This is a genomic window from Massilia sp. BHUDP2 (assembly GCF_046236355.1).
GTDB classification, from domain to species: Bacteria; Pseudomonadota; Gammaproteobacteria; order Burkholderiales; family Burkholderiaceae_D; genus Telluria; species Telluria varians.
In genome coordinates, this window is the sequence record NZ_JBJUVW010000002.1 from 1,323,123 (window position 1) to 1,345,831 (window position 22,709).

The following is a 22,709-nucleotide window of genomic DNA, read 5'->3' on the forward strand; positions in this document are numbered from 1 at the left end:
AACGCGCATAAAGAGGAACCACCATGTCTCTCGGCTCATTCATCAAGAAGCAGTTTCTCGACGTCCTGCAATGGAACGAGGAAGGCGAAGGCGTGCTGGCCTGGCGCCATCCGATGGAGGATTACGAAATCCAGAACGGCGCCACCCTGGTCGTGCGCGAGTCGCAGGTCGCCGTGTTCGTGGACGAGGGCCGCGTGGCCGACGTGTTCGGCCCGGGCACGCACCGCCTCACCACGTCCACCCTGCCGGTGCTGACCAACCTGAAGAACTGGGACAAGCTGTTCGCCTCGCCTTTCAAGTCGGATGTGTACTTCTTCTCCACGCGGGTGCAGACCGGCCGCAAGTGGGGCACGCCGCAGCCGGTGACGATCCGCGACAAGGATTTCGACATGATCCGCGTGCGCGCCTTCGGCATGTACTCTTACCGCATCGCCGACCCGCGCCTGTTCTTCACCGAGATCAGCGGCACCCGCGCCGTCTACACCCGCGAGGAAGTCGAAGACCAGCTGCGCGGCCTGATGCTGGCCACCATGGCCAACTCGCTGGGCGCCTCCAAGATCGCCTTCCTCGACATGGCCGCCAACCAGACCCTGATGGCGCAGCAGATCCGCGGCGACCTGGCCACGGCATTTGGCCGCTACGGCATCGGGCTGGACGAATTCAACGTCGCCAGCGTCAGCCTGCCGGAAGAACTGCAGGCGGCGCTCGACGAGCGCATCTCGGCCGGCATGAAGGCCAGTCTGGGCGCCGACAAGATGGGCGGTTTTACCCAGTTCCAGGTAGCCAGCAGCATCCCGCTGGCGGCCCAGAACGAGGGCGGCGTCGCCGGCATCGGCGCCGGCGCCGGTGCGGGCATCGCCATCGGCCAGGCCATGGCCCAGGGCATGCAGGGGGCGTTCGCCCCGGGCGTCGCCACGCAGCCGCAGCCGGCCGCGGTGCCGGCCGCGAGCGAATCGATCGAAGACCGCCTCGCCAAGCTCAAAGGCCTGCTGGACAAGGGACTGATTTCGCAAGGCGACTATGACAGCACCAAGGCCGAGCTGCTCAAAAAGCTGATCGGCTGATGCAGACCGTTTCCTGCCCTTCCTGCGGCGCACCGGTCAGCTATCGCTCGCACGCCTCGGTCCTGGCGGTGTGCGAGTACTGCCGCGCGACCGTCGTGAAGGAGCTCGATGCGGTGCGCGACCTCGGCAAGATGTCCGAGGTGCTGGAAGACTATTCGCGCATCCAGATCGGCACGGCCGGCGTGCACGGCGGGCGCGGCTTCACGGTCGTGGGCCGCATCCAGCTGCGCTATGACGCCGGCATGTGGAACGAGTGGTATGTGCTGTTCGACGACGGCCTTGACGGCTGGTTGGGGGACGCCTCCGGCCAGTACGTGATGACCACGAAGCGCGAGCTCGGAACCGGCTGGCCCGCGTTCGAGGCTGTCCGGGTCACGCAGCAGTATGACGTCGGCTTCGGCCCTTACGTGGCTTCCGACAAGCGCGTGGCCAGCTGCACCGGCGGCCAGGGCGAGCTGCCCTTCCGTGTCGGGCAAGGCTGGGAAGCGCGCGTGGCCGACTTCCGGCGCGGCCCGAGCTTCGCCACGCTCGACTACTCGGATGGCACGCCGCCCCTGCTGTACGCCGGTACGGCGGCGACGCTGGAGGAGATGAAGTGCCAGCTGCTGCGCGACGACGAGCAGATCAAGGCCAGCGCCGGCAAGTACCGCGGCAAGGTCGACGTGCTGCAGTGCCGCTCCTGCGGCACCTCGATCCGCTATCTGCCCGGCCTGGCGGCCAACTGCGTCTGCCCGGCCTGCTCGACCCGCATGGATGCGTCCTCGCCCAAGGTCGAGGTGCTGCTCAAGGGCGAGGAGCACGAGCGCGTCCAGTTCACCCTCTCGCTCGGTTCCGTCGCGAAGATCGGCGCCCAGACCTACCACGTGCTGGGCGCGATGCGGCGCCAGGACGACGAAGGCGAAACCTGGGACGAATACCTGCTGTACTCGACCCAGGGCCCCTTCTTCTGGCTGGTGGAGAGCAGCGAAGGCTGGTTCCGCTCGCAGGTACTGGACGACTGGCCGGCGCCCGCGCTGCCGGCCATGCCCGCCGTGCAGCTCGACAGCGTGGAGTACAAGCGCACCTGGGTCTACCAGGCGCGGGTGCTGTATGCCGCGGGCGCCTTCAACTGGCGCGTCAAGGCGGGCGACAGCGTGCAGGTCGCCGAGTACGAACACGGCCAGAACGGGCTGGCGGCCGAGCACACGCCGGATGAGCTGACCTGGTCCCGCTCCTCGCCAGTGGCGGAGGATCAGGTGCGAACCTGGTTCGGCCTGGCGAAGCCGGCGGCGAAAGCGGCAGCCGGCAAGAGCCTGACGAATTCGGACATCGCCTGGCGCGCCCTGCTCTGGATCCTGGGCCTGAATGTCATCCCGCTCGTCTTCAATTTCACCGCGACCATCTTCCTGCTCGCGGCCGGCCTCGTGGCACTGTTCCTGCCGATGATGCTGGCACCCGAGAAGAAGAAATCCTGACCTCCATCGCATGAACCGCAACTTCCTCCTTTACGCCATCGTCGTCACCCTGGTCACCACCATCGTGTGCTGGGTCAGCATGGCATCGAGCAGCCGCACGGGCGGCGGCAACAGCTGGCGCAGCCACAGCTATGGCAGCGGCAGCGGCAGCTATTCCGGCGGCGGCCACAAGTGAGCACGCCGCACCGCCCTGCCGGCATCCATCTGCTGGCCGACCTGGCCGGCATCGATGCAATTCTCTTGACGGATGCGGACGCGATCGACGCCCTGCTGCGCGAAGCCGCGCTGGCCGCTGGCGCGCGCATCCTGCACAGCCACTTCCACGCCTTCGGACCGGGCATGGGCGTGACCGGCGTGCTGCTGCTGGCCGAGTCGCACATCTCGATCCACACCTGGCCAGAGCATGGCTTTGCCGCGGCCGACATCTTCATGTGCGGAGAATCGCAGCCGCAGCGCGCGCTCGCGGTCATCGACGCGGCCTTCAGGCCGAACACGCGCTCGGTCCAGACCATCGCGCGCGGACAGCTATAATCCGGGACTTGGCAAGAACAACCCAGCAGGAACAGAATGACGCAAGCTGCTTCTCCTTCTAGCGCGCTGCCGAAGGCGCTCGGCCACATCCGCGTGCTCGACCTGTCGCGCGTGCTCGCCGGCCCGTGGTGCTCGCAAAACCTGGCCGACCTCGGCGCCGACGTGATCAAGATCGAACGTCCCGGCAACGGCGACGATACCCGCGCCTGGGGCCCGCCCTACGCCAAGGATGCGCAAGGGCACGACACCAGCGAAGCGGCCTATTACCTGGCGGCCAACCGCGGCAAGCGCTCGGTGACGGTGGACATCGCCAGCAGCGAAGGCCAGGCCTTGCTGCACGCGCTGGTGAAGCATTGCGACGTGGTGCTGGAGAACTTCAAGGTCGGCCACCTCAAGCGCTACGGCCTCGACTACGATACCCTCAAAGCGATCAAGCCCGACCTGGTCTACTGCTCGATCACCGGTTTCGGCCAGGACGGCCCCTACGCCCATCGGGCCGGCTACGATTTCCTGATCCAGGGCATGGGCGGCCTGATGTCGGTCACCGGCGAACGCGACGACCTGCCGGGCGGCGGCCCGCAGAAGGCGGGCGTGGCCCTGACCGACCTGATGACTGGCATGTACGCGACGGTGGCCGTGCTGGCTGCCCTGACCCACCGCGACCGTACTGGCTGCGGCCAGCACATCGACATGGCCCTGCTCGACACCCAGGTGGCGATGCTGGCCAACATGGGCAGCAACTACCTCAACAGCGGCAAGCCACCCAAGCGCTGGGGCAATGCGCACGCCAACATCGTGCCCTACCAGACCTTCGCCTGCCTGGATGGCCACATCATCGTCGCCACCGGCAACGACGGGCAGTACCAGAAGTTCGTCGAAGCGGGCGGCCGCCCCGAGCTGGGGAGCGACCCGCGCTTCGCCACCAATCCGCTGCGCGTGCAAAACCGCGACCTGCTGGTGCCGATCCTGGCCGGGATGGTCAAGGAAAAGCGCCGCGACGAATGGATCGCCCTGCTGGAAGCGGTCGGCGTGCCTTGCGGGCCGATCAACGACATTGGCGAGGTGTTCGCCAACGAGCAGGTGCAGGCGCGCGAAGTCGCGATCGAGCTGCCGCATCCGACCGCGGGCAAAGTGAAACTGGTGAGGAATCCGATCCGGATGTCGGCCACGCCCGCGACCAGCGACAAGGCCCCGCCCCTGCTGGGCCAGCACACCATCGAAGTGCTCCACGACATGCTGGGCCTCGGCGAGGCGGAGATTGCCGCCTTGCGCGGCAAAGGGGTGGTTTAATGTAATTGGTGCTTGAGGTCCGACAGGACGTCATGCACCCGCGTCACCACCGAGGCGACCTGGGGCGAAGGCTGGGCGCTGCGGCACATGCGCTTGGCTTCGTCGCCCATCTCTTCCAGGCGGTCGATGCATTGCACCATCCGCATCTGGTCGTTCGATTGCATGACACGCTGGGCTTCCGGCATTTCGTGGGCGATCTTCTGGATGCAGTCGCGGATTTCGCTGGGCGCCCCCTGGTCGTTCCGGGTGACTTCTTCGGCCTGGTTGATCGTCTGCTGGATCTGGCTGAAGCGTTGTTGAATTTCGGCAGCTTGCAACATGATGACCTCCTGAAAGTAAGGCGGTGAACCGCTCGGATCAATCACTTTAGTCCTCCCAGCAGGGATATCAAGCACGCGTTTCTGCCGTGCGCGCGTCAAGCCCGGGGCGGCTGCCGCCAGGCGAAATACGGTAGAGTCATGCAATCCTCGCCACCTCCTTGACGGATCATGCTCAGTCCATCGCATCAACTGCTGTTCGCAGCCCTCCTGCTTGCCGGTCCGGCACAAGCCACGCCTGATGCCCAGGACATCCGAATCGCCCCGCCAAGCTGGGCCGCCAGCAAGCCTTCGGGCGCGGCGGCGTACGCTCCGCCTATCAGCCCGCTACCGAACTGGTATGAGGTGCGCGCCGGCGCTTGGCAGGTGCCGCTGGAAACGGTGCAGGAAATACGGGCAATGGTCGACGCCAGGTTAAGCGCCAACGAGCTGTTTGGGAACAAGGCCCGCATCGCGACCTACGCCATCCAGTTTCGCGGCGAGGCCAGGGACGGCAGGCGTGTTGTCCGGCTGGCCGGCGCCTGCAATGTCCACGACACGCCCCCATGGCAGCTGTCGGAGACCTTCTTCAACGTGAGCGATGGCGGCAAGTGCTATTTCGATGCCGAATACGATCCGCTGGAAAAACGTCTCAGCCGTTTCGACTATCACGGCTACGCGTAGGCCTGCCCCGTATCACGGCGAACCGACGGCAGCCACCGGCGCCAGCCGCCGCAGCCGCAGCGCGATCAGCATCGCCACCCCGAGCAGCGCCCCGAGCGCGGCCACCACGCCTGGCCAGCCCCAGTGTTCCCACACGTAGCCGGTGAACCAGCCGACCACGCTCGAGCCCACGTAGTAGCAGAACAGGTAGATGCCCGAGGCCAGCGCCTGTGGCGGCCGGGCGCGCCGCCCGACCCAGCTGCTGGCCACCGAATGCGAGGCGAAGAAGCCGAAGGTGGCCAGCCCGGTGCCGAGCACGATGGCGAGGACCGAATCGTGCAGCGTCACCAGGAGGCCCGCGATCATCACCCCCATGAACAGCCACAGTACGTTGCGCCGTCCGAGCCGGTCGGCCAGCTTGCCGGCCCACATCGAGCTGAACATGCCAAGCAGGTAGAGCAGCGACACCGCGCCCACCGCGCTCTGGCTCAGGCCGAACGGTGGCGCAAGCAATCGGTAGCTGATGTAGTTGTACAGGCTGACAAAACAGCCCATCAGCAGGAAGGGCAGCACGAACAGCCAGGGCAGGCCCTCGTCCGCCAGGTGGGTGCGCAGGCCGTCGAGAAAGCCCGGTCCCCTCGCCCGCTTCGCTTCGCCATGGCGCGAGGGCGGCAGGCTGCGCGAGAACTCCCAGGCCGCGTACAGTCCGGCCGCGCCCAGCATCCCGACCGCGATGCGCCAGGAGACGAAATCGCTGATGACCGAGGACAGCACCCGCCCGCTCATGCCCCCGAAGGCGCTGCCGCTGATGTACATGCCCATCGACAGGCCGAGCGAGCTCCCTTCGATCTCGTCGCTGAGGTAGGCCATCGCCACCGCCGGCAGGCCGCCCAGCACGAGGCCGAGCAGCATGCGCACGCCGACCAACTGGGTGTAGTCCAGCGCGAAGGCCGAAAGGATGGTGAGCAGCGCGCCGCCGACCATCGAGGCCACCATCAGCTGCTTGCGCCCGATGCGCTCGGCCACGCTGCCCGACAGCAGCAGCGCCACCGCCAGCGTGGCGGTGGAGACCGACAAGGCCAGGCTCGATTGGGCGGGCGTGAGGGAGAAGTCCTGCGCCAGCAGCGGCATCAGCGGCTGTACGCAGTAGAGCAGCGCGAAGACGGAGAAGCCGCCGAAGGCCATCGCGCGGTTGATGCGGCGGAAAGCGGGACTTCCCGCCGCGATCGGACTGCGCGCTTCTGCCACAGCGAGTCCGTTACGGCAGGTCCGGATCGAGTTCGGACCCGGCGTAGTTTTCCAGCTCCGTGAAGAGCTGCTTCATCGTTGCCTTGGTCTTGATGTGCTGCAGCACCGTGCAGTGCTCGCGGTAGGTGGCGATGCGCTCGGCGATGATGGGCTGGTGCTGCGCCGGGACCTGCGCCATCAGCGCGGCCCAGCCGGCTTCGAAGTCAGGATCGTTCTTGCGCACCGACTTCACCAGGCGCTCGAACTCCTTCTGCCCGGTGCGCGCCGTGATGCGCCCGCCACCCTCGACCGCGAAGATGATCGCCAGCGCGATCACGCCTTCGGCGTTCAGGTCCGGGTCGTTGATCGGGCCTTCGTAATGGTGGCGGCGGATCCACTGGGCCGCGCGCACGATCGCCTGCACGCCCTGGCGCTGCTTCAGCTGGCCGATGTAGCGCTCGTAGCCGGTCCAGCTCTCGCCGGGGTCGGCCGTGCAGAGGTCGACGAACAGCTCCTTCAGGCGGCGCTGGGAATAGATCGGGTCGACGTCGTACTCGCCGACCAGGCTGTCCTCGGGCAGCGCGGACAAGTCCTTGACGAGGCGGAAGCCCTGCTGGAACACCAATTCGGCGCCCTCCTCGATCAGGATGTCGAGCGCGTCGAGATCGTCGTCGCTGTCGACCAGGTGCTCGAGGCCGAGCGAAACCCCGCCCACGGTGAGCAGCAGCGCGCGCTGGATGCCTTCGGCGGTGCGGTCGTTGGTGAACTTCTCGGCCACCATGGCGGTGATGCCGGACAGTTCCTCCGCCAGCAAGGCGGCCTCGTCCGGCGTGGCCTCGGTGGGCAGCAACTTGATCGCGCGCACCAGGCGCGGCAGCTTCTCGATGACGATTGCAGGCAGCATCGTTCCTGGCGCTCCGCTCACGAGAAGATATCCGTGCCCATGCTGCGGCGGGTACCGCGGCGCGGCATGCTGCGCACCGACGGCACCTGCTTGCGCAGGCGGTACAGCAGTTCACGCGTAGTGCGCTGCATGAAGGGCGATTCCTCGTCCGGGTCGTCCGGCAGCTCGACGTCGGCCATCTCGGCGCTGTGGCGGAATTCCGGGAACAGCTCGAGCAGCGAACGCTCCCAGCCGTCCTCGCTGGCCTTGGCCAGGTCGACCGCCAGCGGCGCGATGTCGCTGTCGCCGCTGGTCTGGGCGGTGACGTAGCGGCCCTTCGACAGGATTTCGCCGGCCAGCTCGAGGATTTCCTTCGGGGCCAGCGACCACAGGATGGCGAACACGGTGGCGCCATGGTCGGTGGCGGACGCTTCCTGCAGCAGCTCGTGGCGGCGGTCTTCGTCGTCGTTCGCGTAGACGATGCCGTGCACGTGGTTGAACAGGTTCTCGGCGATGCGCTCCGGATCGTCCTCGATCAGGTTGTCCGGCCAGGTCGCGGCGATGTAGGCCAGGCTCTCGGCCCAGGCCTTGGGCGGCACCAGCATGGTGGCCAGCGAGGTCTTGGCGCCGTCGAAGCCGGACAGGTGCAGCGCGGTGACCTGGGGCGGCAGGGTCGACAGCACTTCGACCACGGCATAGTCGCCGTGCTCGTCGGCCGCCTGCGAGAACGCCTCTTCGGCGTGCTCGAGCGAGCCGGCCAGGACCAGTTCGCTGACCTGCCTGGTCAGCGCCGGCAGGTTGGCTTTGTTTTCGTCGCTCATTCGCGCTCTCCGTCCGCATCGAACAGCTGGGTGAAGTCGTCGGTGGCAGCCGTGTCGTCCATGTCCTCGTCGTCGCCTTCGTCGCCTTCTCCAAGGCGGGCGAAGTCGCGGTCCTCGTCTTCCCAGCGGCCCTGGTTCTTGTAGAGGAAGGCCGTGATGATGGCCTGGCGCGCCAGCTCCGGATAATTGGCCGTCATCGCTTCGTACATGGCGCGGCCCTGTTCACCTTCGCACTCGGCCATCGCGAACACGCGCGCCGGGTCGTCGCCCTCGTAGTCGGCGGCCTCGCGCAGCAGGCCGCGCGGATCCTTGAACCTGATGCAATCAACGAGCGCGAAGGCCATCAGGTTGACGTCGTCCAGGCCCGATCCGCTCGCGTATTCCGAGACCAGGGCGCCGACCATCATGTCGTAATTCTTCTTGTTGGGCGGGTCGCCCAGCGTGCCCTCGATCTGTCCGTCCAGTTCGCGCGACTGGAACGAGAATTCGGGATGTACGTTTTTCATTGTGTGTCCTGTTGATTCATTGCTGTAGGTTCACGCCGTTCAGCGCGAACAGCGAGCGCCACAGCTCGAAGGCTTCGGCCTCGGCATCGAGCACGATGCGGTGGTTGACGCTCTGGTTGTATTCGGCACGCTTGACCGGATCCGACAGGATCTCATAGGCCTTGGTAACGGCCTTGAAGCGCGCTTCGGCGCCCGGCGCCTGGTTGCGGTCCGGGTGGTAGCGCATGGCCAGCGAGCGATAGACCTTCTTGATCTCGTCGTCGCCGGCATTCGGGGCGACACCGAGGATCGCGTATAAATTTTCCAATTGGAACTCTCTTAAGGCAAAGCCGCACAGCTGCAGCCGCAAAACGGCAAGGACGAGATTATCCTATAGAAAACGACAAGTTGGCGAGAACGGGTGTCAGTGGCGGTGGGGCGGGACCGGCGGCGCCGGCTGCGGGCGCGGCGCTCCTTGCAGCGGCGGCAGCGGCATGCCGGCCAGGGCCAGCAACCAGGCGCGGACCAGTTCCGGATGGGTGGCGAGGGTTTTCATGGTGGAACCTTGCGAATGGACGGAGTTACCCCAAGTATGTATTTGCCTGACAGTGCGTACCGTGCGCTTCACCACATACTGCACATACTAGGAGGGTAGCCCCTGCCTTACGGTAAAATGTCCGGAATAACCTATCCATCTCTTTTTCATGAGCAACGAAAAGAATACCCCGACGGCGGCGGGCAATCCCCCCTCGTCCAATTTCCTGCGCGCCATTATCGAAAACGATCTGGCAGCAGGCACGCACAAGCGTGAGGGCATGCCGCCCGTGATTACCCGTTTCCCGCCGGAGCCGAACGGCTACCTGCACGTGGGCCATGCCAAGTCGATCTGCCTGAACTTCGGCCTGGCGCGCGACTACAACGGCCGCTGCCACCTGCGCTTCGACGACACCAATCCGGAGAAGGAAGACCAGGAATACGTCGACACCATCATGGATTCCGTGAAGTGGCTCGGCTTTACCTGGGAACAGGGCGACGGCGAATACCTGCATTACGCCAGCGACTATTTCGACAAGCTGTACGAGATGGCGGAATACCTGATCCGCGAAGGCAAGGCCTACGTGGACAGCCAGAGTCCCGAAGAGATGGCGAAGAACCGCGGCAACTTCAGCACGCCGGGCACCAACTCGCCCTTCCGCAACCGTCCGGTGGAAGAATCGCTGCAGCTGTTCCGCGACATGAAGGCCGGCAAGTACAAGGACGGCGAGCACATCCTGCGCGCCAAGATGTCGGAAGACGCGATGTCCTCGCCGAATATGACCAACCGCGACCCGGCGCTGTACCGCATCCGCCATGCGCACCACCACCGTACCGGCGACGCCTGGTGCATCTACCCGATGTACGACTACACGCACCCGATTTCGGACGCGCTGGAAAACATCACCCATTCGATCTGCACGCTCGAGTTCCAGGACCACCGCCCGATGTACGACTGGCTGGTGGACACCCTGGCCGACGGCGGCTTCTTCCCGCGCCCGGTGCCGCGCCAGTACGAGATGGCGCGCCTGAACCTGACCTATGTGGTCACGTCCAAACGCAAGCTGCGTCAGCTGGTGGATGAAGGTGTGGTGACCGGCTGGGACGACCCGCGCATGCCGACCATCGTCGGCCTGCGCCGCCGCGGCTACACGCCGGAATCGATCCAGCTGTTCTGCGAGCGCATCGGCGTCTCCAAGGCCGACGGCTGGATCGACATGAGCACGCTGGAAGGCGCGCTGCGCGACGACCTCGATCCGAAGGCGCCGCGCGCCATCGCCGTGCTGCGTCCGTTGAAGCTCATCGTCGACAACTTCCCGGAAGGCGAGTCGGTCGAGTGCTCGTCGCCGGTCCACCCGCACCACCCGGAGATGGGCGTGCGCAGCTTCCCGTTCACGCGCGAGCTGTGGATCGAGCAGGAAGATTTCATGGAAACCCCGACCAAGGGCTATCACCGCTTCACCCCGCCGGTGGGCGAGCAGCCGGGTTCGCGCGTGCGCCTGAAGTACGGCTTCGTGGTCGAGTGCACCGGCTTCGACAAGGACGAGAACGGCAAGGTCACGGCGGTGCACGTGAAGTACTTCGAGGACTCGAAGTCGGGCACGCCGGGCGCGGACAACTACAAGGTCAAGGGCAATATCACCTGGGTCAGCGCGGCCACCGCGCTGGAGGCCGAAGTGCGCCTGTACGACCGCCTGTTCACGGAGCCGCAGCCGGACGCCGGCGGCAAGGACTTCAAGGCCGCGCTCAACCCTAACGCGCTCGAGACCGTGACCGCCTACCTGGAACCGGGCATGAAGGACGCGGTGGCCGACCAGCGCTTCCAGTTCGAGCGCCACGGCTATTTTGTGGCGGACCGTGTGGATTCGCAGCCGGGCAAGCCGGTGTTCAACCGCGTGACGACGCTGAAGGACAGCTGGGGGAAGTAATTCCTCTTACGCCTTACTGTTAAGGCAACCATTTCTGCGTTTTGCAGGTATTTGAGGGGGAGCAATGCTCGTGGCATTGCTCCCCCGAATTTCTTGTTCTTGACCGAAAACGTTTACATTCCGTCCACATCGTTGCACATCCACGATACCTATTCATCCTGATAGGTTCCTCGTTCCGTAAAGATGCTTAGTGTAGGCATGTATGTCGCATTATCGCGACGCATTCACCTAGCAAGCGAGATTACGGATCATGCCTCCCCGCAGCTCCTCCAACCATCATGTCGTCATGCCGACGGCGATGCTGACCGGGGCCTTGCTGTCCGTGGCGGTCGGCGCTGCCCTCTACCTGGCTACCGCCAAGGCGATCGAAAGCGACGCCCAGACGCGCTTTCGCGGCATGGCGCGCACCGCCCAGCATGCGATCGTCGCCCGCGTAAAAAGTTATACGGACGTCCTGCGCGGCATGGCCGGACTGTTCCACGCCAACCCGAATGCCAGCGCCGACGATTTCCGCCACTATGTCGAGCAGCTCGACACGCCGCGCAATTTCCCGGGCATCGAAGCGATGAATTATGCGCGCACCGTCGGCGCGGACGAGCTGCCGGCGGTAGAGGCCGACGTTCTCCGGCGCCTCCGCCAGTACGGCATGCCCGAGCCTGCCACGAAGCTGCGAGCCGTGCCGGGACGCGACAGTTACACGGTCCTCGTCTACATGGAACCCGCCATTCCGGAATCGCTCAAGAAGCTCGGCGTCGACCTGGAAGCGCGCAGCTATATCCGCCGCACCGCGGCCGAATCGCGCGACAACAACACGATCGCCGCCTCCGGCCTGCGCGTCAACATCCTGCCCGGCTCCGGCCCCACCCAGAACATCCTGGCGATGCGCTTGCCGGTGTACCGCAGCGGTATGCCGATCAGCAATGTCGCCCAGCGCCGCGCCGCCTACATCGGTTCCGTCGGCATCGGCTTTGGCGTCAACAAGATGGTCAACGGCGCACTCGAAGGCTTCCCGGCAGAGGGGGTGCGCCTGGTGCTCACCGACCTCAACGACGTGCCGCTGGAACCGGGCGAGCACCGGCTCAGCGCGGTGCTGTACGACAGTAATGTGGCGGCCAAGGGGTCGTCGTCGCTCCCGAAGGACGAGGACAGCGTACTGCACGCCAGCCTGCCGATCGAATACAACGAGCGCCAGTGGCGCGCCGATTTCAGCATCGCCAAATCGGCGCTGTACACGCGCTTCGACCTGTTCTATCCCTGGTTGGCCGCGCTGGCAGGCACGCTCAGCACCGCCCTGCTCTACGCGCTGTTCCAGACCATGGCTTCGTCGCGCCGCAGCGCCCTGCGCATGGCCGAGGACATGACGCGCGAGCTGCGCGCCAGCCAGGCCAAGCTGCAGGCCACCAACGAGAAGCTGCGCCAGCTGGCCGCGCACGCGGAGCAGATCAAGGAAGGCGAGCGCAAGCGCATCGCGCGCGAGATCCACGACGAGCTCGCGCAGAACCTGCTGGCCTTGAAGATCGAGGCCGAGATCCTCGCCAACCGCACGCGCGACCGCCATGGCCGCCTGTACGAACGCGCCAGCGCGACCGTACGCCAGATCGACCTGACCATCCGCAGCGTACGCCAGATCATCAACGACCTGCGGCCGAACGTGCTCGACCTCGGCCTGAACGCAGCGGTGGACTGGCAGGTGGCGGACTTCTCGCGCCGCACCGGCATCGAATGCGAACTGGTCGAGGACGAAACCGAGCACCACCTCGACGACGGTTGCGCCACGGCCTTCTTCCGCATCCTGCAGGAGTCGCTCAACAACGTGGCGCGGCACGCACGCGCGACCAAGGTGCGCATCGACCTGCACCAGCACGCCGACATGCTGACCATGACGATTCGCGACAACGGCATCGGCATGCAGCCGGGCAGCCGCAACCGCAACGGATCCTTCGGGCTGGTGGGCATCGAAGAGCGTGTCAACATCCTGGGCGGCAGCTTCTCGATCAGCAGCGGCCCGGACACCGGCACCACCATCGTCGTCACCATTCCCGTAGGCGGGCATTCATCCGAACCACCCGCTGTCCCAACTCACGACAGCGATGCCGCGCTGCCGGCCATCGCCTGAAGATGGAGCGGATGTGCGCCCATGTTGTCTCGTTTCAGCACAGCAGTTACTCGGTTGACAGAACTCAACATTAAGCCTGACCGGTCGCAGGACAATTGTTATCACTGCCACCGGTCAAGACGCAGTTCCTGACTTCCGATTAACCGCGTCACGTTCTTTGAGGAGGATTCTCTGACGTACCGCTTCAACACTAGGGATAAAAAAAGAATGCCTTAACAAACAGATCTACACAAACAGATCTACAACAAAAGGTGATAACTATGTCGACCAACGAATTCGCAGCATTTGAAGCACTTGATCTTGCCCCGATCAAAATGAAACTGATGCATGTGGAATCCGGCGAAGGCTGGTCCGCCCTGCGGGCCGATGCAGTGGAAACGGAATACCGCCGCTTCCTGTTCCTGATGAAGAAGTACCCGGACGCGGAGGCATCGCCGACCGTCGACGTCGACATTTTCTGGCACTACCACATCCTCGATACGATGAAGTACGCCCAGGATTGCGAAGCCGTGTTCGGCTACTTCCTGCACCACTATCCCTACGTTGGCATCAGCGCCAGCGCCAACGATGGCGACCATGCGGCTGGTGGCGAGCGCATGCGCGCAATCTACGAAGCGGAATTCGGCACCGGGCCTGCCGCCTACGCTGCCTACGCATACTGCTCCGCGCCGGGCAAGCCGATCGAGGCCGCCAAGGCCGCGTACGCATACTGCTCGGCGCCGGGCAAGCCGCGCGAAGCCGCGAATGCCGAATACGCTTACTGCTCCGCGCCGGGCAAGCCGCACGACACCGCCGACGCCGCGTACGCATACTGTTCCGCGCCAGGCAAGCCGCGCGAAGCCGCCAACGCCGCGTACGCTTACTGCTCCGCACCGGGCAAGCCGCGCGAAGCCGCGAATGCCGCGTACGCATATTGCTCAGCACCCGGCAAGCCGCGCAATATCGCCAACGCCGCGCACGCATACTGCTCGGCGCCGGGCAAGCCGCGTGAAGCCGCCAACGCCGCCCACGCTTACTGCTCAGCACCGGGCAAGCCGCGCGAAATCGCCAACGCCGCCCACGCTTACTGCTCAGCACCGGGCAAGCCGCACAACACCGCCAGCACCGCATTCGCATACTGCTCCGCACCGGGCAAGCCGTACGAAGCCGCCAACGCCGCGTACGCCTATTGCTCCGCACCGGGAAAGCCTTCGCTGATGCAGGCTGGGAGCACGGAACGCTGCGCCGCACCGGGCAAGGAGCTGGCGCACGCCGCCTGATTCTCCTTCCCTCGAACGGCCGGCCGGACGACGCTTGCGTCCCGCCGGCCGTTTTTTCATTGGCGCTGTCAACCTTAACTATGGATGAGCGCGGAACTGCTGAGCTGCTTCCTGGTCGAACGCCTGTCACCACAGACGGGAACGACCATGCGCGCGCCTTATTTCAAGAAGTGGTTTGCCAAACTCGCTGCACTGAACCTGCCCCAGCGCCTGCAGACGCTGGCCGCCCTGCATCCCGCTGCCGGGCTGGACCAGGTGAGCGCCCTCATCGGCCAGATCGGCGGAGCGATACGTCGCTGCCCCAGTTGCGCCGGCGAAGCTTACTACCGGCATGGACAAGCAAACGGCCTGCAGCGCTATCGCTGCCGTGCCTGCGGCCGTACCTATAACGACCTGAGCGGAACGCCGCTGGCGCGGCTGCGGCTGCGTGAAAAATGGCTCGATTACCTGGGCACCGTGCTCGACTCGAAGTCGGTGCGCGCAGCTGCCAGCGAGGTCGGCGTACACCGCAACACCGCCTTCCGCTGGCGCCACCGCTTCCTGGAGCGACCCAGGTATGCCCAGCCGAGGCGCCTGGGCGGCATTGCCGAAGCTGACGAAATGTTCATGCTGGAATCGCAGAAGGGCGCGCGCAAGCTGGATCGACCGGCGCGTCGGCGCGGCGGCCGCGCCGGCAAGCGCGGCATCTCACGCGAGCTCGACTGCATTCTGGTAGCGCGCGACCGCAGTGGCCAGACCATCGATGCCGTGGTCGGGCGTGGTGCCTTGTCGGCGGCGCAGCTGGAGCAGCACCTGCTGCCCCGGCTTGACCGGCAGGTGCTGCTGGTCAGTGACGGCCATGGGGCCTACCGCAGTTTCGCCCGCAAGCATGGCATTGCACACCAAGCGGTGAACCTACGTGCAGGCGTGCGGGTACGCCGCGGCGTTGCCGGAGCCATCCATGTGCAGAATGTGAATGCCTACCACCAGCGCTTCCGGCAATGGTTGAGCCGCTTCCGCGGGGTCGCTTCGCGCTACTTGCCAAACTACCTAGGCTGGCGCCGGGCGCTCGATGGCGAACGGATCACGACGGTGGAGCAATTGCTGCGCCTCTCGATCGGAGTCATCCATAGCTAAGGAGGACAGCGTCTTTTCATTCAGGCTGCCAGCGCTGGCCCCGCTCCCTGCGGGCGGGTCATCAACTCGCGCAATTCGCGGATGCTGAACTCGCTCTCTTCATGCATGCGCAGCAGCAGCGTGGCGCCGATCGGCAGCGTGTTGTGGCGGATCTTGCTGATCACCGGCGGCGCTACTTCGAGCACGCGCGACAGGGCGGCGTCGTTCTTCAGGCGGAGCCTGGCAATGATGGCGTCGAGGAGCCGGTTGGGGTCGTATTCCGCGCCGGGCGGAAGGCGTCTGATTGGCATGGTTTCTTTCAGGATTGTTAAATATTTGTCACTTTGCGTGATCTATCGCGAATTCTTTGCACACAGGTCCGATATTGCATCGTTTGTATGGCATTTTTCGCGTGGGACGAAATGATACACATTAGGAAAGCCATTTGCACAAGCTGCTGCCCGACGCGTGCGCATGCCTCCGGCAAGGCCGGACGCATCGGTGGAGAGGGAGATTGCTGCCCCGGGCGCAGGGCGGCGGAAGGATTTACTTCTTCTTGCCGGGGGCGGCCTTCTTTGCCAGGCCGCTGGCCTGGTACAGGGTCCGGGCGTCGGCATGCGCACGCTCGACGGTGCGCATCTCGGGCTTGTCGTCGTGGGCGACGAAAAATTCCTTGTCCTGCGCGTCGACGACGATCTTGATCGCGGCGGCGTCCGCGATCCCGTATTTTTCGACGATCAGGGTGGTCACTTCGTCGAGGTATTCTTCATAGGTCATGCTGGTTCTCCTTGGGTGCCCGATTGTACGGGAGCCGCGGCAAGTTGCGCCAGCGCCGCCGGCACGTCCGGATGGCGCAGCCGCACGCGCAGCTCGCGCTTCAGGCGCGTACTGTCCAGGCGGCGCGATTCGGACATGAAGGAGAGCAGCGTCGGCGTGACCACCGCCTGCAGCTCGGCGCGCGGCAGGCGCGGCGGACGCGCCAGGCCAAAGGCATCGGCCACGGCGTCGAAATAGTCGCCCATCTTCATGCGCGTGTCGTCCACCGCGTGCACCACCCGGCCCGCGCCGCGCGCGCGGAACAGCGCCAGCAGGACGATGCGCGCCAGGTCGTCGGCATGGATGTGGTTGGTGTACACGTCGTCTTCCGGCCGCAGGGCCGGGGTGCCCTGTTCCAGCCGCTTGAGCGGGAGCCGCCCGGCGGCATAGATGCCGGGCACGCGCAGGATGGCCAGCCGCGCGCCGCGCGCCAGCGCCCAGGCGCGCAGCACCCGCTCGGCATCGACGCGCCGCTGCGCACGGGCATTGCGCGGCGCCACCGGACGCGTCTCGTGCACCAGCTCGCCGCCGCAGTCGCCATAGACGCCGCTGGTGCTCACGTACACCAGGCGCGCCGCCTTGCCCAGCGCCGCCACCAGGTGGCGGGTGCGGCGGTCGAGCGCTCCTTGCGGCTGGGGTGGCGCCAAATGCACGACCCAGTCGGCCAGTCCGCGCAGGCGGCGTAGGGTATCGGGCTGGTCCAGGTCGGCGACGATGGGCACCGCGCCCGCGCCCCGCAGTTCGGCGCAGCGCTCGCGCTGGCTGGTCAGGGCGAACACCCGGAAGCGACCCACAAGCAGGGGCAGCAGGCGCATGCCGACGTCGCCGCAGCCGACGATGAGCAGGCGCGGACGGAGGAAAGCGGAAGGCTGGGTCATGGCGAGGGTGCGGATTGGGAAGCCCGTCACTCTAGCACAGCGCCGTCCTGGCGTTTCCCGGCCCCGCTGGCCCCGGTGTAGAATACCGGCCATTCACAATCGGCATTCAGACCCTGCATGACTTTCCAGATCACCGTCCAGCCCAGCGGCCACCAGTTCACCTGCGAAGCCGACGAAACCGTCCTCTCCGCCGCGATCCGCGCCGGCATCGGCCTGCCCTATGGCTGCAAGAACGGCGCCTGCGGTTCCTGCAAGGGCAAGGTCCTCGATGGTGAGCTGACCCACAAGCCGCACCAGCAGCGCGCCCTGAGCGACATCGAGAAGACCCAGGGCATGTCGCTGTTCTGCTGCGCGGTGCCGCAGCAGAACCTGGTCATCGAAGCGCGCGAAGTCGGCGGCAGCTCGGAGTACCCGGTGCGCAAGATGCCGACCCGGATCGCGGGCGTCAAGCGGGCCGCGCCGGACGTCGCCATCGTCACGCTGCAGCTGCCGGCCAACGAAGCGCTGGCCTACCGCGCCGGCCAGTACATTGAATTCCTGCTCAAGGACGGCAAGCGCCGCGCCTACAGCATCGCCTGCGCGCCCTCGTTCAGCGGCCCGCTCGAGCTGCACATCCGACACCTAGTAGGCGGCCTGTTCACCGATCACGTCTTCGGCGCCATGAAGGAGCGCGACATCCTGCGCTTCGAAGGCCCGCTCGGCACCTTCTTCCTGCGCGAAGAATCCGACAAGCCGATCGTGCTGCTGGCTTCCGGCACCGGCTTCGCGCCCGTCAAGGCGCTGGTCGAGCACCTGATGCACCTGAAGTCGACGCGCCCCGTGCGCCTGTACTGGGGCGGCCGCCGTCCCCAGGACCTGTACATGGACGAGCTGTGCCGCGCATGGGAAACCACGCTGCCGGACTTCCAGTACGTCCCGGTGATCTCGGACGCGCTGCCGGAAGACGCCTGGCAGGGCCGCACCGGCTATGTGCACGCGGCCGTGATGCAGGACCTCCCGGACCTCTCCGGCCACCAGGTCTATGCCTGCGGCGCCCCGATCATGGTGGAATCGGCGCGGCGCGACTACGTGGCGCAGTGCGGACTGCCGGAAGACGAGTTCTTCGCCGACGCCTTCACCAGCGAGGCGGACCTGGCGCAAGCCTAAGGCACGGCAAGGGCGCAATTCGGGCACAATGCAGGGTTAACGAGCCCAAGCATTGTCCCGAAAGCCCTTCATGTCCCTGCTGTCCCCTTCCAGCGGCCTGGCCGTCCTGCGCAACCGTAACCTCGCCTTCTACCTTTCCAGCCGCTTCCTCGGCACCCTCGCGGTGCAGATGCAGAGCGTCGCCATCGGCTGGCAGGTCTACCAGATCACCGGCAGCCTGTTCGACCTGGGCCTGATCGGCCTGGCGCAGTTCGCGCCCTTCCTGGTGCTGATCCTGTGGGCCGGCCACGTGGCCGACCGCCACAACCGCCGCAACATCGTCCTGCTGTGCATGGCCACGCAGCTGCTGTGCAGCCTGCTCCTGGTGAGCTTCACGGCGAGCGGCAGCACCATCGTCTGGCCGGTGTTCGCGATCCTGGTGCTGTTCGGCTCCGCGCGCGCCTTCATGATGCCGGCCTCGCAGGCGGTGCTGAAGAACCTGGTGCCCGACCAGGACTTCAGCCAGGCCGTGGCCCTGAGCTCCTCGACCTTCCACGTGGCCGTGATCGCCGGGCCGGTCATCGGCGGCCTGCTGTACGCCTTCGGTCCGATGACCGTGCACGTGATCTCGGCCAGCCTCTTGAGCATTGCGGTGCTGTGCATGTCGCGCACCCGCGCGACCCGACAGGCGCGCAGCCAGGGCCCGGTGAGCTGGCATTCGCTGATGGAAGGCCTGCGCTTCGTGTGGTCGCGCCCGATCGTGCTGGGCGCGATTTCGCTCGACCTGTTCGCGGTGCTGTTCGGCGGCGCCACCGCCCTGCTGCCCGCCTATGCCCACGACGTGCTGCATGCCGGCCCCACCGCCCTCGGCTGGCTGCGCAGCGCCCCGGGACTGGGGGCGGCCCTGTGCTCGATCGCGCTGGCCTTCTTCCCGATCACGCGCCGCGTCGGCCTGTGGATGTTCGGCGGCGTCGCCGTGTTCGGCCTGTCCACGCTGGTGATGGGCTTCACCAGCAGCTTCCCCGTAGCCCTGGGCGCCCTGTTCCTCCTCGGCGCCGGCGACATGGTGAGCGTCTACATCCGCCACCTCCTGGTGCAGTACGAAACCCCGGACGACATCCGCGGGCGCGTCAGCGCGGTCAATTCCGTGTTCATCGGCGCCTCCAACGAGCTGGGCGAATTCGAATCGGGCGTCACCGCCGGCTGGCTCGGCCTGGTGCGCGCGATCCTGCTGGGTGGCGCCGCCACCCTTGCCGTCACCGGCCTGTGGGCGCTGCTGTTCCCGGTGCTGTCGCGGATGGATCGTTTCCCGCACCATCAGGAAGATAACAGCGAAAGGCAGCGCGCATGAACCGCCCGGTGCTGAGCGTGCTGGTGGTCGAAGACCATCCGACCATCGCCCGCCAGCTGGTCGATTTTCTCGAGGGACTGGGCTGGCAGCTTGACCATGCCGGCAGCGGCGCCCTGGCCGTCCGGCTGGCCACCGAGCATCGCTACGACGTGGTGCTGCTCGACCTCAACCTGCCCGACATGGACGGCCTGCAGGTCTGCCGCGAGATCAAGGCGCATGCCCCCAGCAACGTGCCGGTCCTGATGCTGACCGCACGCGACGCCTTCGAGGACAAGGCGCAGGGCTTCCGCGAAGGCGCCGACGACTACCTGGCCAAGCCCTTCGACCTGCGCGAGGTGGCCCTGCGTTGCGAAGCGCTGGCGCGCCGCGGGACGCTGCACCAGCAGCAGGAAATGCGGGTCGGCCCGCTGACCCTGCTGGCGCGGGAAAAGCGCGCGCTCTACGAGGACCGCCCCCTGGTCCTGACCCAGGCCGGCTTCAGCATCCTGCAGCTGCTGTGCAGGGAGCATCCGCATCCGGTCTCGCGCTCGGCCCTGGTCCAGCACCTGTGGGGCGCGAATCCGCCCGACAGCGATGCGCTCAAGTCGCACATCTACACCTTGCGCAAGACGCTGGAAGCGGCCTCCGGGCGCAGGCTGCTCGCCACCATCCTGCAGCTCGGCTACCGGCTCGACCTGGAGGCCTAGCACCATGCCCAGGTCGATCCGCCGCAGCCTGTTCGCCGCCCTGGCGGGCTTCACCGTCCTGATCTGCCTGTGCTACACCGGGCTGGCGGTGGTGATCGCCTACGTCACCGAGGACATGCTGGTGGAGCGGCTGCTGGAGCGCGAAGCGGCCGCCATCGAAGCGCAGGCCGCCCGTCACGGCGGCCTGCCCCGCCCCGCCAGCGACCTGGTGAGCGTCCACACCAGCCGCGCTACGCTGCCGGCCGTGGTGCGCGCGGCCGTCCCGCCCGGCGACCTGCGCGCCGAGGTGTTCACGCGCACCGGCCAGCATTACCACCTGATGGTACGCGAACTGCCCGACGGGGCCGGCGGCGCCAGGCGCATCTACCTGCTGGCCGACGTCGCTCCCGTGCTGGTGGTGTCGAAGGTGGTGCAGGACGTGGGCGGGGTGCTGATCTTCCTTGCCGCGGCGCTGATCGCGCTGGCCCTGCTGCTGGCCTGGCTGCTGGCGCGGCGCCTGGTACAGCCGCTGCAGATACTGGCGCACGAGGCGCAGGCCCTGCGTCCCGGCGGCACGGCGGGCTTCAGCGCGCGCGGACGGCCGGACGAGATCGGCATCCTCGCGGAGCGCCTGGCGACCAGTTTCAGCGCGCTGCAGGCGGCCCTGCGCCGCGAGCACGATTTCACGCGCGACGTCGGGCACGAGCTGCGCACGCCCCTCACCGTCATGAACAACACCCTGGCGCTCGCCAGCACGCGGCCGCTGGGCCGCGAGGAGCTCGGGCAGCTCCAGGCCGGCGTGGACGAACTGCGCGCCACCATCGACGTGCTGTTCGCGCTGGCGCGGGCCGAACACGTAGGGCTGGAGACCTTCGACCTGCGCGCCTGCATCGAGGCGGCGCTGCTGCGCATTCCCGGAGCCGATGCCTGGGACGACGAGCGCCTGACGCTCACGCTGCCGGAGCGGCTGCAGGTCCTGGGCAACCCGCAGCTCGCCCAGCTGCTCGTCACCAACTGCGTGGGCAATGCGCTGTTCCATGGCGGGCCGCAGACCCGGCTTGCCATCGGCTACGACGACGGGCGTCTGCTCATCGCCAATACCCTGGATGCGGCGCAGGCCGGCCGGGTGCAGGGTTTCGCGCACGGCCAAAACCTCCTGGGGCGGGTGGCTCACGGCATGGGCTGGGAGATCGCGTTCCAGCCGGGGGCAAACAGCTACCGGGTCGAGATCGCCCTGCCGCCCGCTCGCTGAAAAAGCCGGCGGATTTCACCGCGATTTCACCGCCTCCCCCTCAGGCTGGGTGCTCCATTCACTCGGGAGCATCCAATGAAAAAAATCCTGATCGCCCTGCTGGTCCTGTCCAGCATCTGCAGCAGCGCCTTCGCCCAGAGGAGCACGCTGGTCTACAAGGAGGAAAAACGCCGCTACATCGTCTACACGCCTGCTTCGTACCATAGCGACGCGCAGCAGTCCTACCCGGTCGTGTTCAACTTCCACGGCAGCGGCATGACGATGGCCGAGCAGATGCTCTACACCGGCATGAACCGGGCCGCCGACCGCCACCGCTTCATCGTGGTCTACCCGCTGGGCATCAAGCACGACTGGAACGTCGGCTTCGACATGCCCTACCTGGGCGGCAGCGACGATGTCGGCTTCACCGAGGCCCTGCTCGAGAAACTCAAGAAGGACTACCGTGTCGACACGTCGCGGGTGTATGCGACCGGACTGTCGCGCGGCGGCTTCTTTGCCCTGCGCCTGGCGGCCGAGCTGCCGCATGTATTCGCCGCGGTGGCCTCGGTGGGCGGACCGATGCCGGAACCGGTGGTCCAGCACCATACCAGGCCGGGCAAGGTCGGCGTGATGCTGATCCACGGCACGGCCGACCAGGTCGTGGCCTACGACGGCAAGGCGAGCGGCTACCTGTCGGCCATGGACAGCCATCGTTACTGGACCAGGCGCAACGGTCTCGAAGCAGTGCCCGAACAGCTGCGCAGCTTCAATGGCGACGCCGGTGACGGGACCGAGGTCGGCTACCGCGAACAGGGCAGCGCGGACGTCCGCGTCGCCCTGGTGACGGTGAAGGACGGCGGCCATACCTGGCCCGGCGCCGATGCCTTTAATGTTGGTTTGCCAATCGGCAAGACCACGCGCGACGTCGATGCGAACGAGCTCATCTGGCAATTCTTCGTCAAGCACCGCCGCTGAGCTTCGAATGTGGTCGGCCTTG

Annotated in this window: 25 protein-coding genes; 15 read left to right on the top strand and 10 right to left on the bottom strand. The window is 66.3% G+C overall.

Annotated elements, in window-relative coordinates; translation table 11 throughout:
• Positions 1-23 precede the first annotated feature (23 nt).
• The 5 genes from ACK6C6_RS16555 to ACK6C6_RS16575 are packed head-to-tail and all read left to right on the top strand — an operon-like array spanning position 24 to position 4,339.
• Positions 24-1,064: an SPFH domain-containing protein gene (locus ACK6C6_RS16555; protein WP_209588131.1), complete on the top strand. Its 1,041-nt coding sequence runs from the start codon at positions 24-26 to the stop codon at positions 1,062-1,064.
• Positions 1,064-2,518 (top strand): DUF4178 domain-containing protein, encoded by a 1,455-nt coding sequence (locus tag ACK6C6_RS16560; RefSeq protein WP_409268228.1) that lies wholly within the window; start codon positions 1,064-1,066, stop codon positions 2,516-2,518. Before ACK6C6_RS16555 ends, ACK6C6_RS16560 begins: the two co-directional genes overlap by 1 nt.
• Before the next feature lie 10 nt (positions 2,519-2,528).
• Positions 2,529-2,693 (top strand): hypothetical protein, encoded by a 165-nt coding sequence (locus tag ACK6C6_RS16565; protein WP_156923803.1) that lies wholly within the window; start codon positions 2,529-2,531, stop codon positions 2,691-2,693.
• On the top strand, positions 2,690-3,049 hold the full coding sequence (gene speD, locus ACK6C6_RS16570) for an adenosylmethionine decarboxylase (protein WP_409268229.1): 360 nt from the start codon (positions 2,690-2,692) through the stop codon (positions 3,047-3,049). The genes ACK6C6_RS16565 and speD overlap by 4 nt, the downstream gene beginning before the upstream one ends.
• Positions 3,050-3,085: 36 nt before the next feature.
• Positions 3,086-4,339 (top strand): CaiB/BaiF CoA-transferase family protein, encoded by a 1,254-nt coding sequence (locus ACK6C6_RS16575; protein ID WP_209588128.1) that lies wholly within the window; start codon positions 3,086-3,088, stop codon positions 4,337-4,339.
• Here ACK6C6_RS16575 and ACK6C6_RS16580 read toward each other — a convergent pair.
• Complete coding sequence (locus ACK6C6_RS16580; protein ID WP_209588127.1) at positions 4,336-4,659, bottom strand: hypothetical protein; 324 nt, start codon at positions 4,657-4,659, stop codon at positions 4,336-4,338. The genes ACK6C6_RS16575 and ACK6C6_RS16580 overlap by 4 nt on opposite strands.
• A gap of 168 nt (positions 4,660-4,827) precedes the next feature.
• On the opposite strand from ACK6C6_RS16580, the gene ACK6C6_RS16585 reads away from it, so the two are divergent.
• Complete coding sequence (locus ACK6C6_RS16585; RefSeq protein WP_409268231.1) at positions 4,828-5,319, top strand: hypothetical protein; 492 nt, start codon at positions 4,828-4,830, stop codon at positions 5,317-5,319.
• Positions 5,320-5,331: 12 nt separating this feature from the next.
• Here the strand turns inward: ACK6C6_RS16585 and ACK6C6_RS16590 are convergent, their stop codons facing one another.
• The 6 genes from ACK6C6_RS16590 to ACK6C6_RS16615 form a co-directional block, all read right to left on the bottom strand.
• Entirely contained in the window at positions 5,332-6,546 is a 1,215-nt protein-coding gene (locus ACK6C6_RS16590; RefSeq protein WP_409268232.1) for an MFS transporter, read from the bottom strand.
• 10 nt (positions 6,547-6,556) lie between these two features.
• Positions 6,557-7,429 carry a hypothetical protein gene (locus tag ACK6C6_RS16595; protein ID WP_409268233.1) on the bottom strand — a complete coding sequence of 291 codons (873 nt, stop codon included), beginning with the start codon at positions 7,427-7,429 and terminating at the stop codon, positions 6,557-6,559.
• A gap of 17 nt (positions 7,430-7,446) precedes the next feature.
• Complete coding sequence (locus ACK6C6_RS16600; protein WP_209588124.1) at positions 7,447-8,229, bottom strand: hypothetical protein; 783 nt, start codon at positions 8,227-8,229, stop codon at positions 7,447-7,449.
• Entirely contained in the window at positions 8,226-8,735 is a 510-nt protein-coding gene (locus tag ACK6C6_RS16605; RefSeq protein ID WP_409268236.1) for a hypothetical protein, read from the bottom strand. Before ACK6C6_RS16605 ends, ACK6C6_RS16600 begins: the two co-directional genes overlap by 4 nt.
• A 16-nt stretch (positions 8,736-8,751) precedes the next feature.
• Positions 8,752-9,042, bottom strand: coding sequence for a DnaJ domain-containing protein (locus ACK6C6_RS16610; RefSeq protein ID WP_027866825.1), 291 nt, complete (start codon positions 9,040-9,042; stop codon positions 8,752-8,754).
• Positions 9,043-9,138: 96 nt separating this feature from the next.
• The gene (locus ACK6C6_RS16615) at positions 9,139-9,270 is read right to left on the bottom strand and encodes a hypothetical protein (RefSeq protein WP_267872346.1); all 132 of its coding nucleotides are present in this window, start codon (positions 9,268-9,270) and stop codon (positions 9,139-9,141) included.
• Between the two features lie 148 nt (positions 9,271-9,418).
• On the opposite strand from ACK6C6_RS16615, the gene ACK6C6_RS16620 reads away from it, so the two are divergent.
• From ACK6C6_RS16620 to ACK6C6_RS16635, 4 genes are all read left to right on the top strand, one after another.
• Positions 9,419-11,176 (top strand): glutamine--tRNA ligase/YqeY domain fusion protein, encoded by a 1,758-nt coding sequence (locus ACK6C6_RS16620; RefSeq protein ID WP_409268238.1) that lies wholly within the window; start codon positions 9,419-9,421, stop codon positions 11,174-11,176.
• Positions 11,177-11,462: 286 nt separating this feature from the next.
• Positions 11,463-13,292 (top strand): CHASE domain-containing protein, encoded by a 1,830-nt coding sequence (locus ACK6C6_RS16625; protein WP_409268240.1) that lies wholly within the window; start codon positions 11,463-11,465, stop codon positions 13,290-13,292.
• 314 nt (positions 13,293-13,606) lie between these two features.
• Positions 13,607-14,551: a glycine-rich domain-containing protein gene (locus tag ACK6C6_RS16630; RefSeq protein ID WP_409268241.1), complete on the top strand. Its 945-nt coding sequence runs from the start codon at positions 13,607-13,609 to the stop codon at positions 14,549-14,551.
• A 147-nt stretch (positions 14,552-14,698) separates the two neighbouring features.
• Positions 14,699-15,667 carry an IS1595 family transposase gene (locus ACK6C6_RS16635; RefSeq protein WP_409268307.1) on the top strand — a complete coding sequence of 323 codons (969 nt, stop codon included), beginning with the start codon at positions 14,699-14,701 and terminating at the stop codon, positions 15,665-15,667.
• Positions 15,668-15,687: 20 nt separating this feature from the next.
• Here ACK6C6_RS16635 and ACK6C6_RS16640 read toward each other — a convergent pair whose 3' ends face one another.
• The 3 genes from ACK6C6_RS16640 to ACK6C6_RS16650 all read right to left on the bottom strand — a co-directional run bounded on the left by ACK6C6_RS16640 (position 15,688) and on the right by ACK6C6_RS16650 (position 17,340).
• On the bottom strand, positions 15,688-15,957 hold the full coding sequence (locus tag ACK6C6_RS16640) for a hypothetical protein (protein WP_209588121.1): 270 nt from the start codon (positions 15,955-15,957) through the stop codon (positions 15,688-15,690).
• 235 nt (positions 15,958-16,192) lie between these two features.
• Positions 16,193-16,423 (bottom strand): hypothetical protein, encoded by a 231-nt coding sequence (locus ACK6C6_RS16645; RefSeq protein ID WP_036215950.1) that lies wholly within the window; start codon positions 16,421-16,423, stop codon positions 16,193-16,195.
• Entirely contained in the window at positions 16,420-17,340 is a 921-nt protein-coding gene (locus tag ACK6C6_RS16650) for an SDR family oxidoreductase (protein WP_409268242.1), read from the bottom strand. Before ACK6C6_RS16650 ends, ACK6C6_RS16645 begins: the two co-directional genes overlap by 4 nt.
• A 117-nt stretch (positions 17,341-17,457) precedes the next feature.
• Here ACK6C6_RS16650 and ACK6C6_RS16655 point away from each other — a divergent pair, with 117 nt between their 5' ends.
• The 5 genes from ACK6C6_RS16655 to ACK6C6_RS16675 all read left to right on the top strand — a co-directional run bounded on the left by ACK6C6_RS16655 (position 17,458) and on the right by ACK6C6_RS16675 (position 22,687).
• Positions 17,458-18,486, top strand: a complete 1,029-nt coding sequence (locus ACK6C6_RS16655; RefSeq protein WP_409268243.1) for a CDP-6-deoxy-delta-3,4-glucoseen reductase — start codon at positions 17,458-17,460, stop codon at positions 18,484-18,486.
• Positions 18,487-18,556: 70 nt separating this feature from the next.
• Positions 18,557-19,816 (top strand): MFS transporter, encoded by a 1,260-nt coding sequence (locus ACK6C6_RS16660; protein WP_409268244.1) that lies wholly within the window; start codon positions 18,557-18,559, stop codon positions 19,814-19,816.
• Complete coding sequence (locus tag ACK6C6_RS16665) at positions 19,813-20,502, top strand: response regulator transcription factor (RefSeq protein ID WP_409268245.1); 690 nt, start codon at positions 19,813-19,815, stop codon at positions 20,500-20,502. The genes ACK6C6_RS16660 and ACK6C6_RS16665 overlap by 4 nt, the downstream gene beginning before the upstream one ends.
• 4 nt (positions 20,503-20,506) lie before the next feature.
• Positions 20,507-21,733, top strand: a complete 1,227-nt coding sequence (locus ACK6C6_RS16670) for a sensor histidine kinase (RefSeq protein ID WP_409268246.1) — start codon at positions 20,507-20,509, stop codon at positions 21,731-21,733.
• Positions 21,734-21,808: 75 nt separating this feature from the next.
• Positions 21,809-22,687 carry an alpha/beta hydrolase family esterase gene (locus ACK6C6_RS16675; protein ID WP_409268247.1) on the top strand — a complete coding sequence of 293 codons (879 nt, stop codon included), beginning with the start codon at positions 21,809-21,811 and terminating at the stop codon, positions 22,685-22,687.
• Positions 22,688-22,709 lie beyond the last annotated feature (22 nt).

What these genes read in the sequence shown, in the direction of transcription:
- ACK6C6_RS16660 (WP_409268244.1), top strand. Translation starts at nt 18,557, where the DNA reads ATGTCCCTGCTGTCCCCTTCCAGCGGCCTGGCCGTCCTGCGCAACCGT.
- ACK6C6_RS16575 (WP_209588128.1), top strand. Translation starts at nt 3,086, where the DNA reads ATGACGCAAGCTGCTTCTCCTTCTAGCGCGCTGCCGAAGGCGCTCGGC.
- ACK6C6_RS16565 (WP_156923803.1), top strand. Translation starts at nt 2,529, where the DNA reads ATGAACCGCAACTTCCTCCTTTACGCCATCGTCGTCACCCTGGTCACC.
- ACK6C6_RS16650 (WP_409268242.1), bottom strand. Translation starts at nt 17,340, where the DNA reads ATGACCCAGCCTTCCGCTTTCCTCCGTCCGCGCCTGCTCATCGTCGGC.
- ACK6C6_RS16595 (WP_409268233.1), bottom strand. Translation starts at nt 7,429, where the DNA reads ATGCTGCCTGCAATCGTCATCGAGAAGCTGCCGCGCCTGGTGCGCGCG.
- ACK6C6_RS16605 (WP_409268236.1), bottom strand. Translation starts at nt 8,735, where the DNA reads ATGAAAAACGTACATCCCGAATTCTCGTTCCAGTCGCGCGAACTGGAC.
- ACK6C6_RS16645 (WP_036215950.1), bottom strand. Translation starts at nt 16,423, where the DNA reads ATGACCTATGAAGAATACCTCGACGAAGTGACCACCCTGATCGTCGAA.
- ACK6C6_RS16600 (WP_209588124.1), bottom strand. Translation starts at nt 8,229, where the DNA reads ATGAGCGACGAAAACAAAGCCAACCTGCCGGCGCTGACCAGGCAGGTC.
- ACK6C6_RS16635 (WP_409268307.1), top strand. Translation starts at nt 14,699, where the DNA reads ATGCGCGCGCCTTATTTCAAGAAGTGGTTTGCCAAACTCGCTGCACTG.
- ACK6C6_RS16665 (WP_409268245.1), top strand. Translation starts at nt 19,813, where the DNA reads ATGAACCGCCCGGTGCTGAGCGTGCTGGTGGTCGAAGACCATCCGACC.
- ACK6C6_RS16615 (WP_267872346.1), bottom strand. Translation starts at nt 9,270, where the DNA reads ATGAAAACCCTCGCCACCCATCCGGAACTGGTCCGCGCCTGGTTGCTG.
- ACK6C6_RS16560 (WP_409268228.1), top strand. Translation starts at nt 1,064, where the DNA reads ATGCAGACCGTTTCCTGCCCTTCCTGCGGCGCACCGGTCAGCTATCGC.
- ACK6C6_RS16555 (WP_209588131.1), top strand. Translation starts at nt 24, where the DNA reads ATGTCTCTCGGCTCATTCATCAAGAAGCAGTTTCTCGACGTCCTGCAA.
- ACK6C6_RS16675 (WP_409268247.1), top strand. Translation starts at nt 21,809, where the DNA reads ATGAAAAAAATCCTGATCGCCCTGCTGGTCCTGTCCAGCATCTGCAGC.
- ACK6C6_RS16670 (WP_409268246.1), top strand. Translation starts at nt 20,507, where the DNA reads ATGCCCAGGTCGATCCGCCGCAGCCTGTTCGCCGCCCTGGCGGGCTTC.
- ACK6C6_RS16640 (WP_209588121.1), bottom strand. Translation starts at nt 15,957, where the DNA reads ATGCCAATCAGACGCCTTCCGCCCGGCGCGGAATACGACCCCAACCGG.
- ACK6C6_RS16585 (WP_409268231.1), top strand. Translation starts at nt 4,828, where the DNA reads ATGCTCAGTCCATCGCATCAACTGCTGTTCGCAGCCCTCCTGCTTGCC.
- ACK6C6_RS16580 (WP_209588127.1), bottom strand. Translation starts at nt 4,659, where the DNA reads ATGTTGCAAGCTGCCGAAATTCAACAACGCTTCAGCCAGATCCAGCAG.
- ACK6C6_RS16630 (WP_409268241.1), top strand. Translation starts at nt 13,607, where the DNA reads ATGAAACTGATGCATGTGGAATCCGGCGAAGGCTGGTCCGCCCTGCGG.
- ACK6C6_RS16620 (WP_409268238.1), top strand. Translation starts at nt 9,419, where the DNA reads ATGAGCAACGAAAAGAATACCCCGACGGCGGCGGGCAATCCCCCCTCG.
- ACK6C6_RS16655 (WP_409268243.1), top strand. Translation starts at nt 17,458, where the DNA reads ATGACTTTCCAGATCACCGTCCAGCCCAGCGGCCACCAGTTCACCTGC.
- ACK6C6_RS16625 (WP_409268240.1), top strand. Translation starts at nt 11,463, where the DNA reads ATGCCGACGGCGATGCTGACCGGGGCCTTGCTGTCCGTGGCGGTCGGC.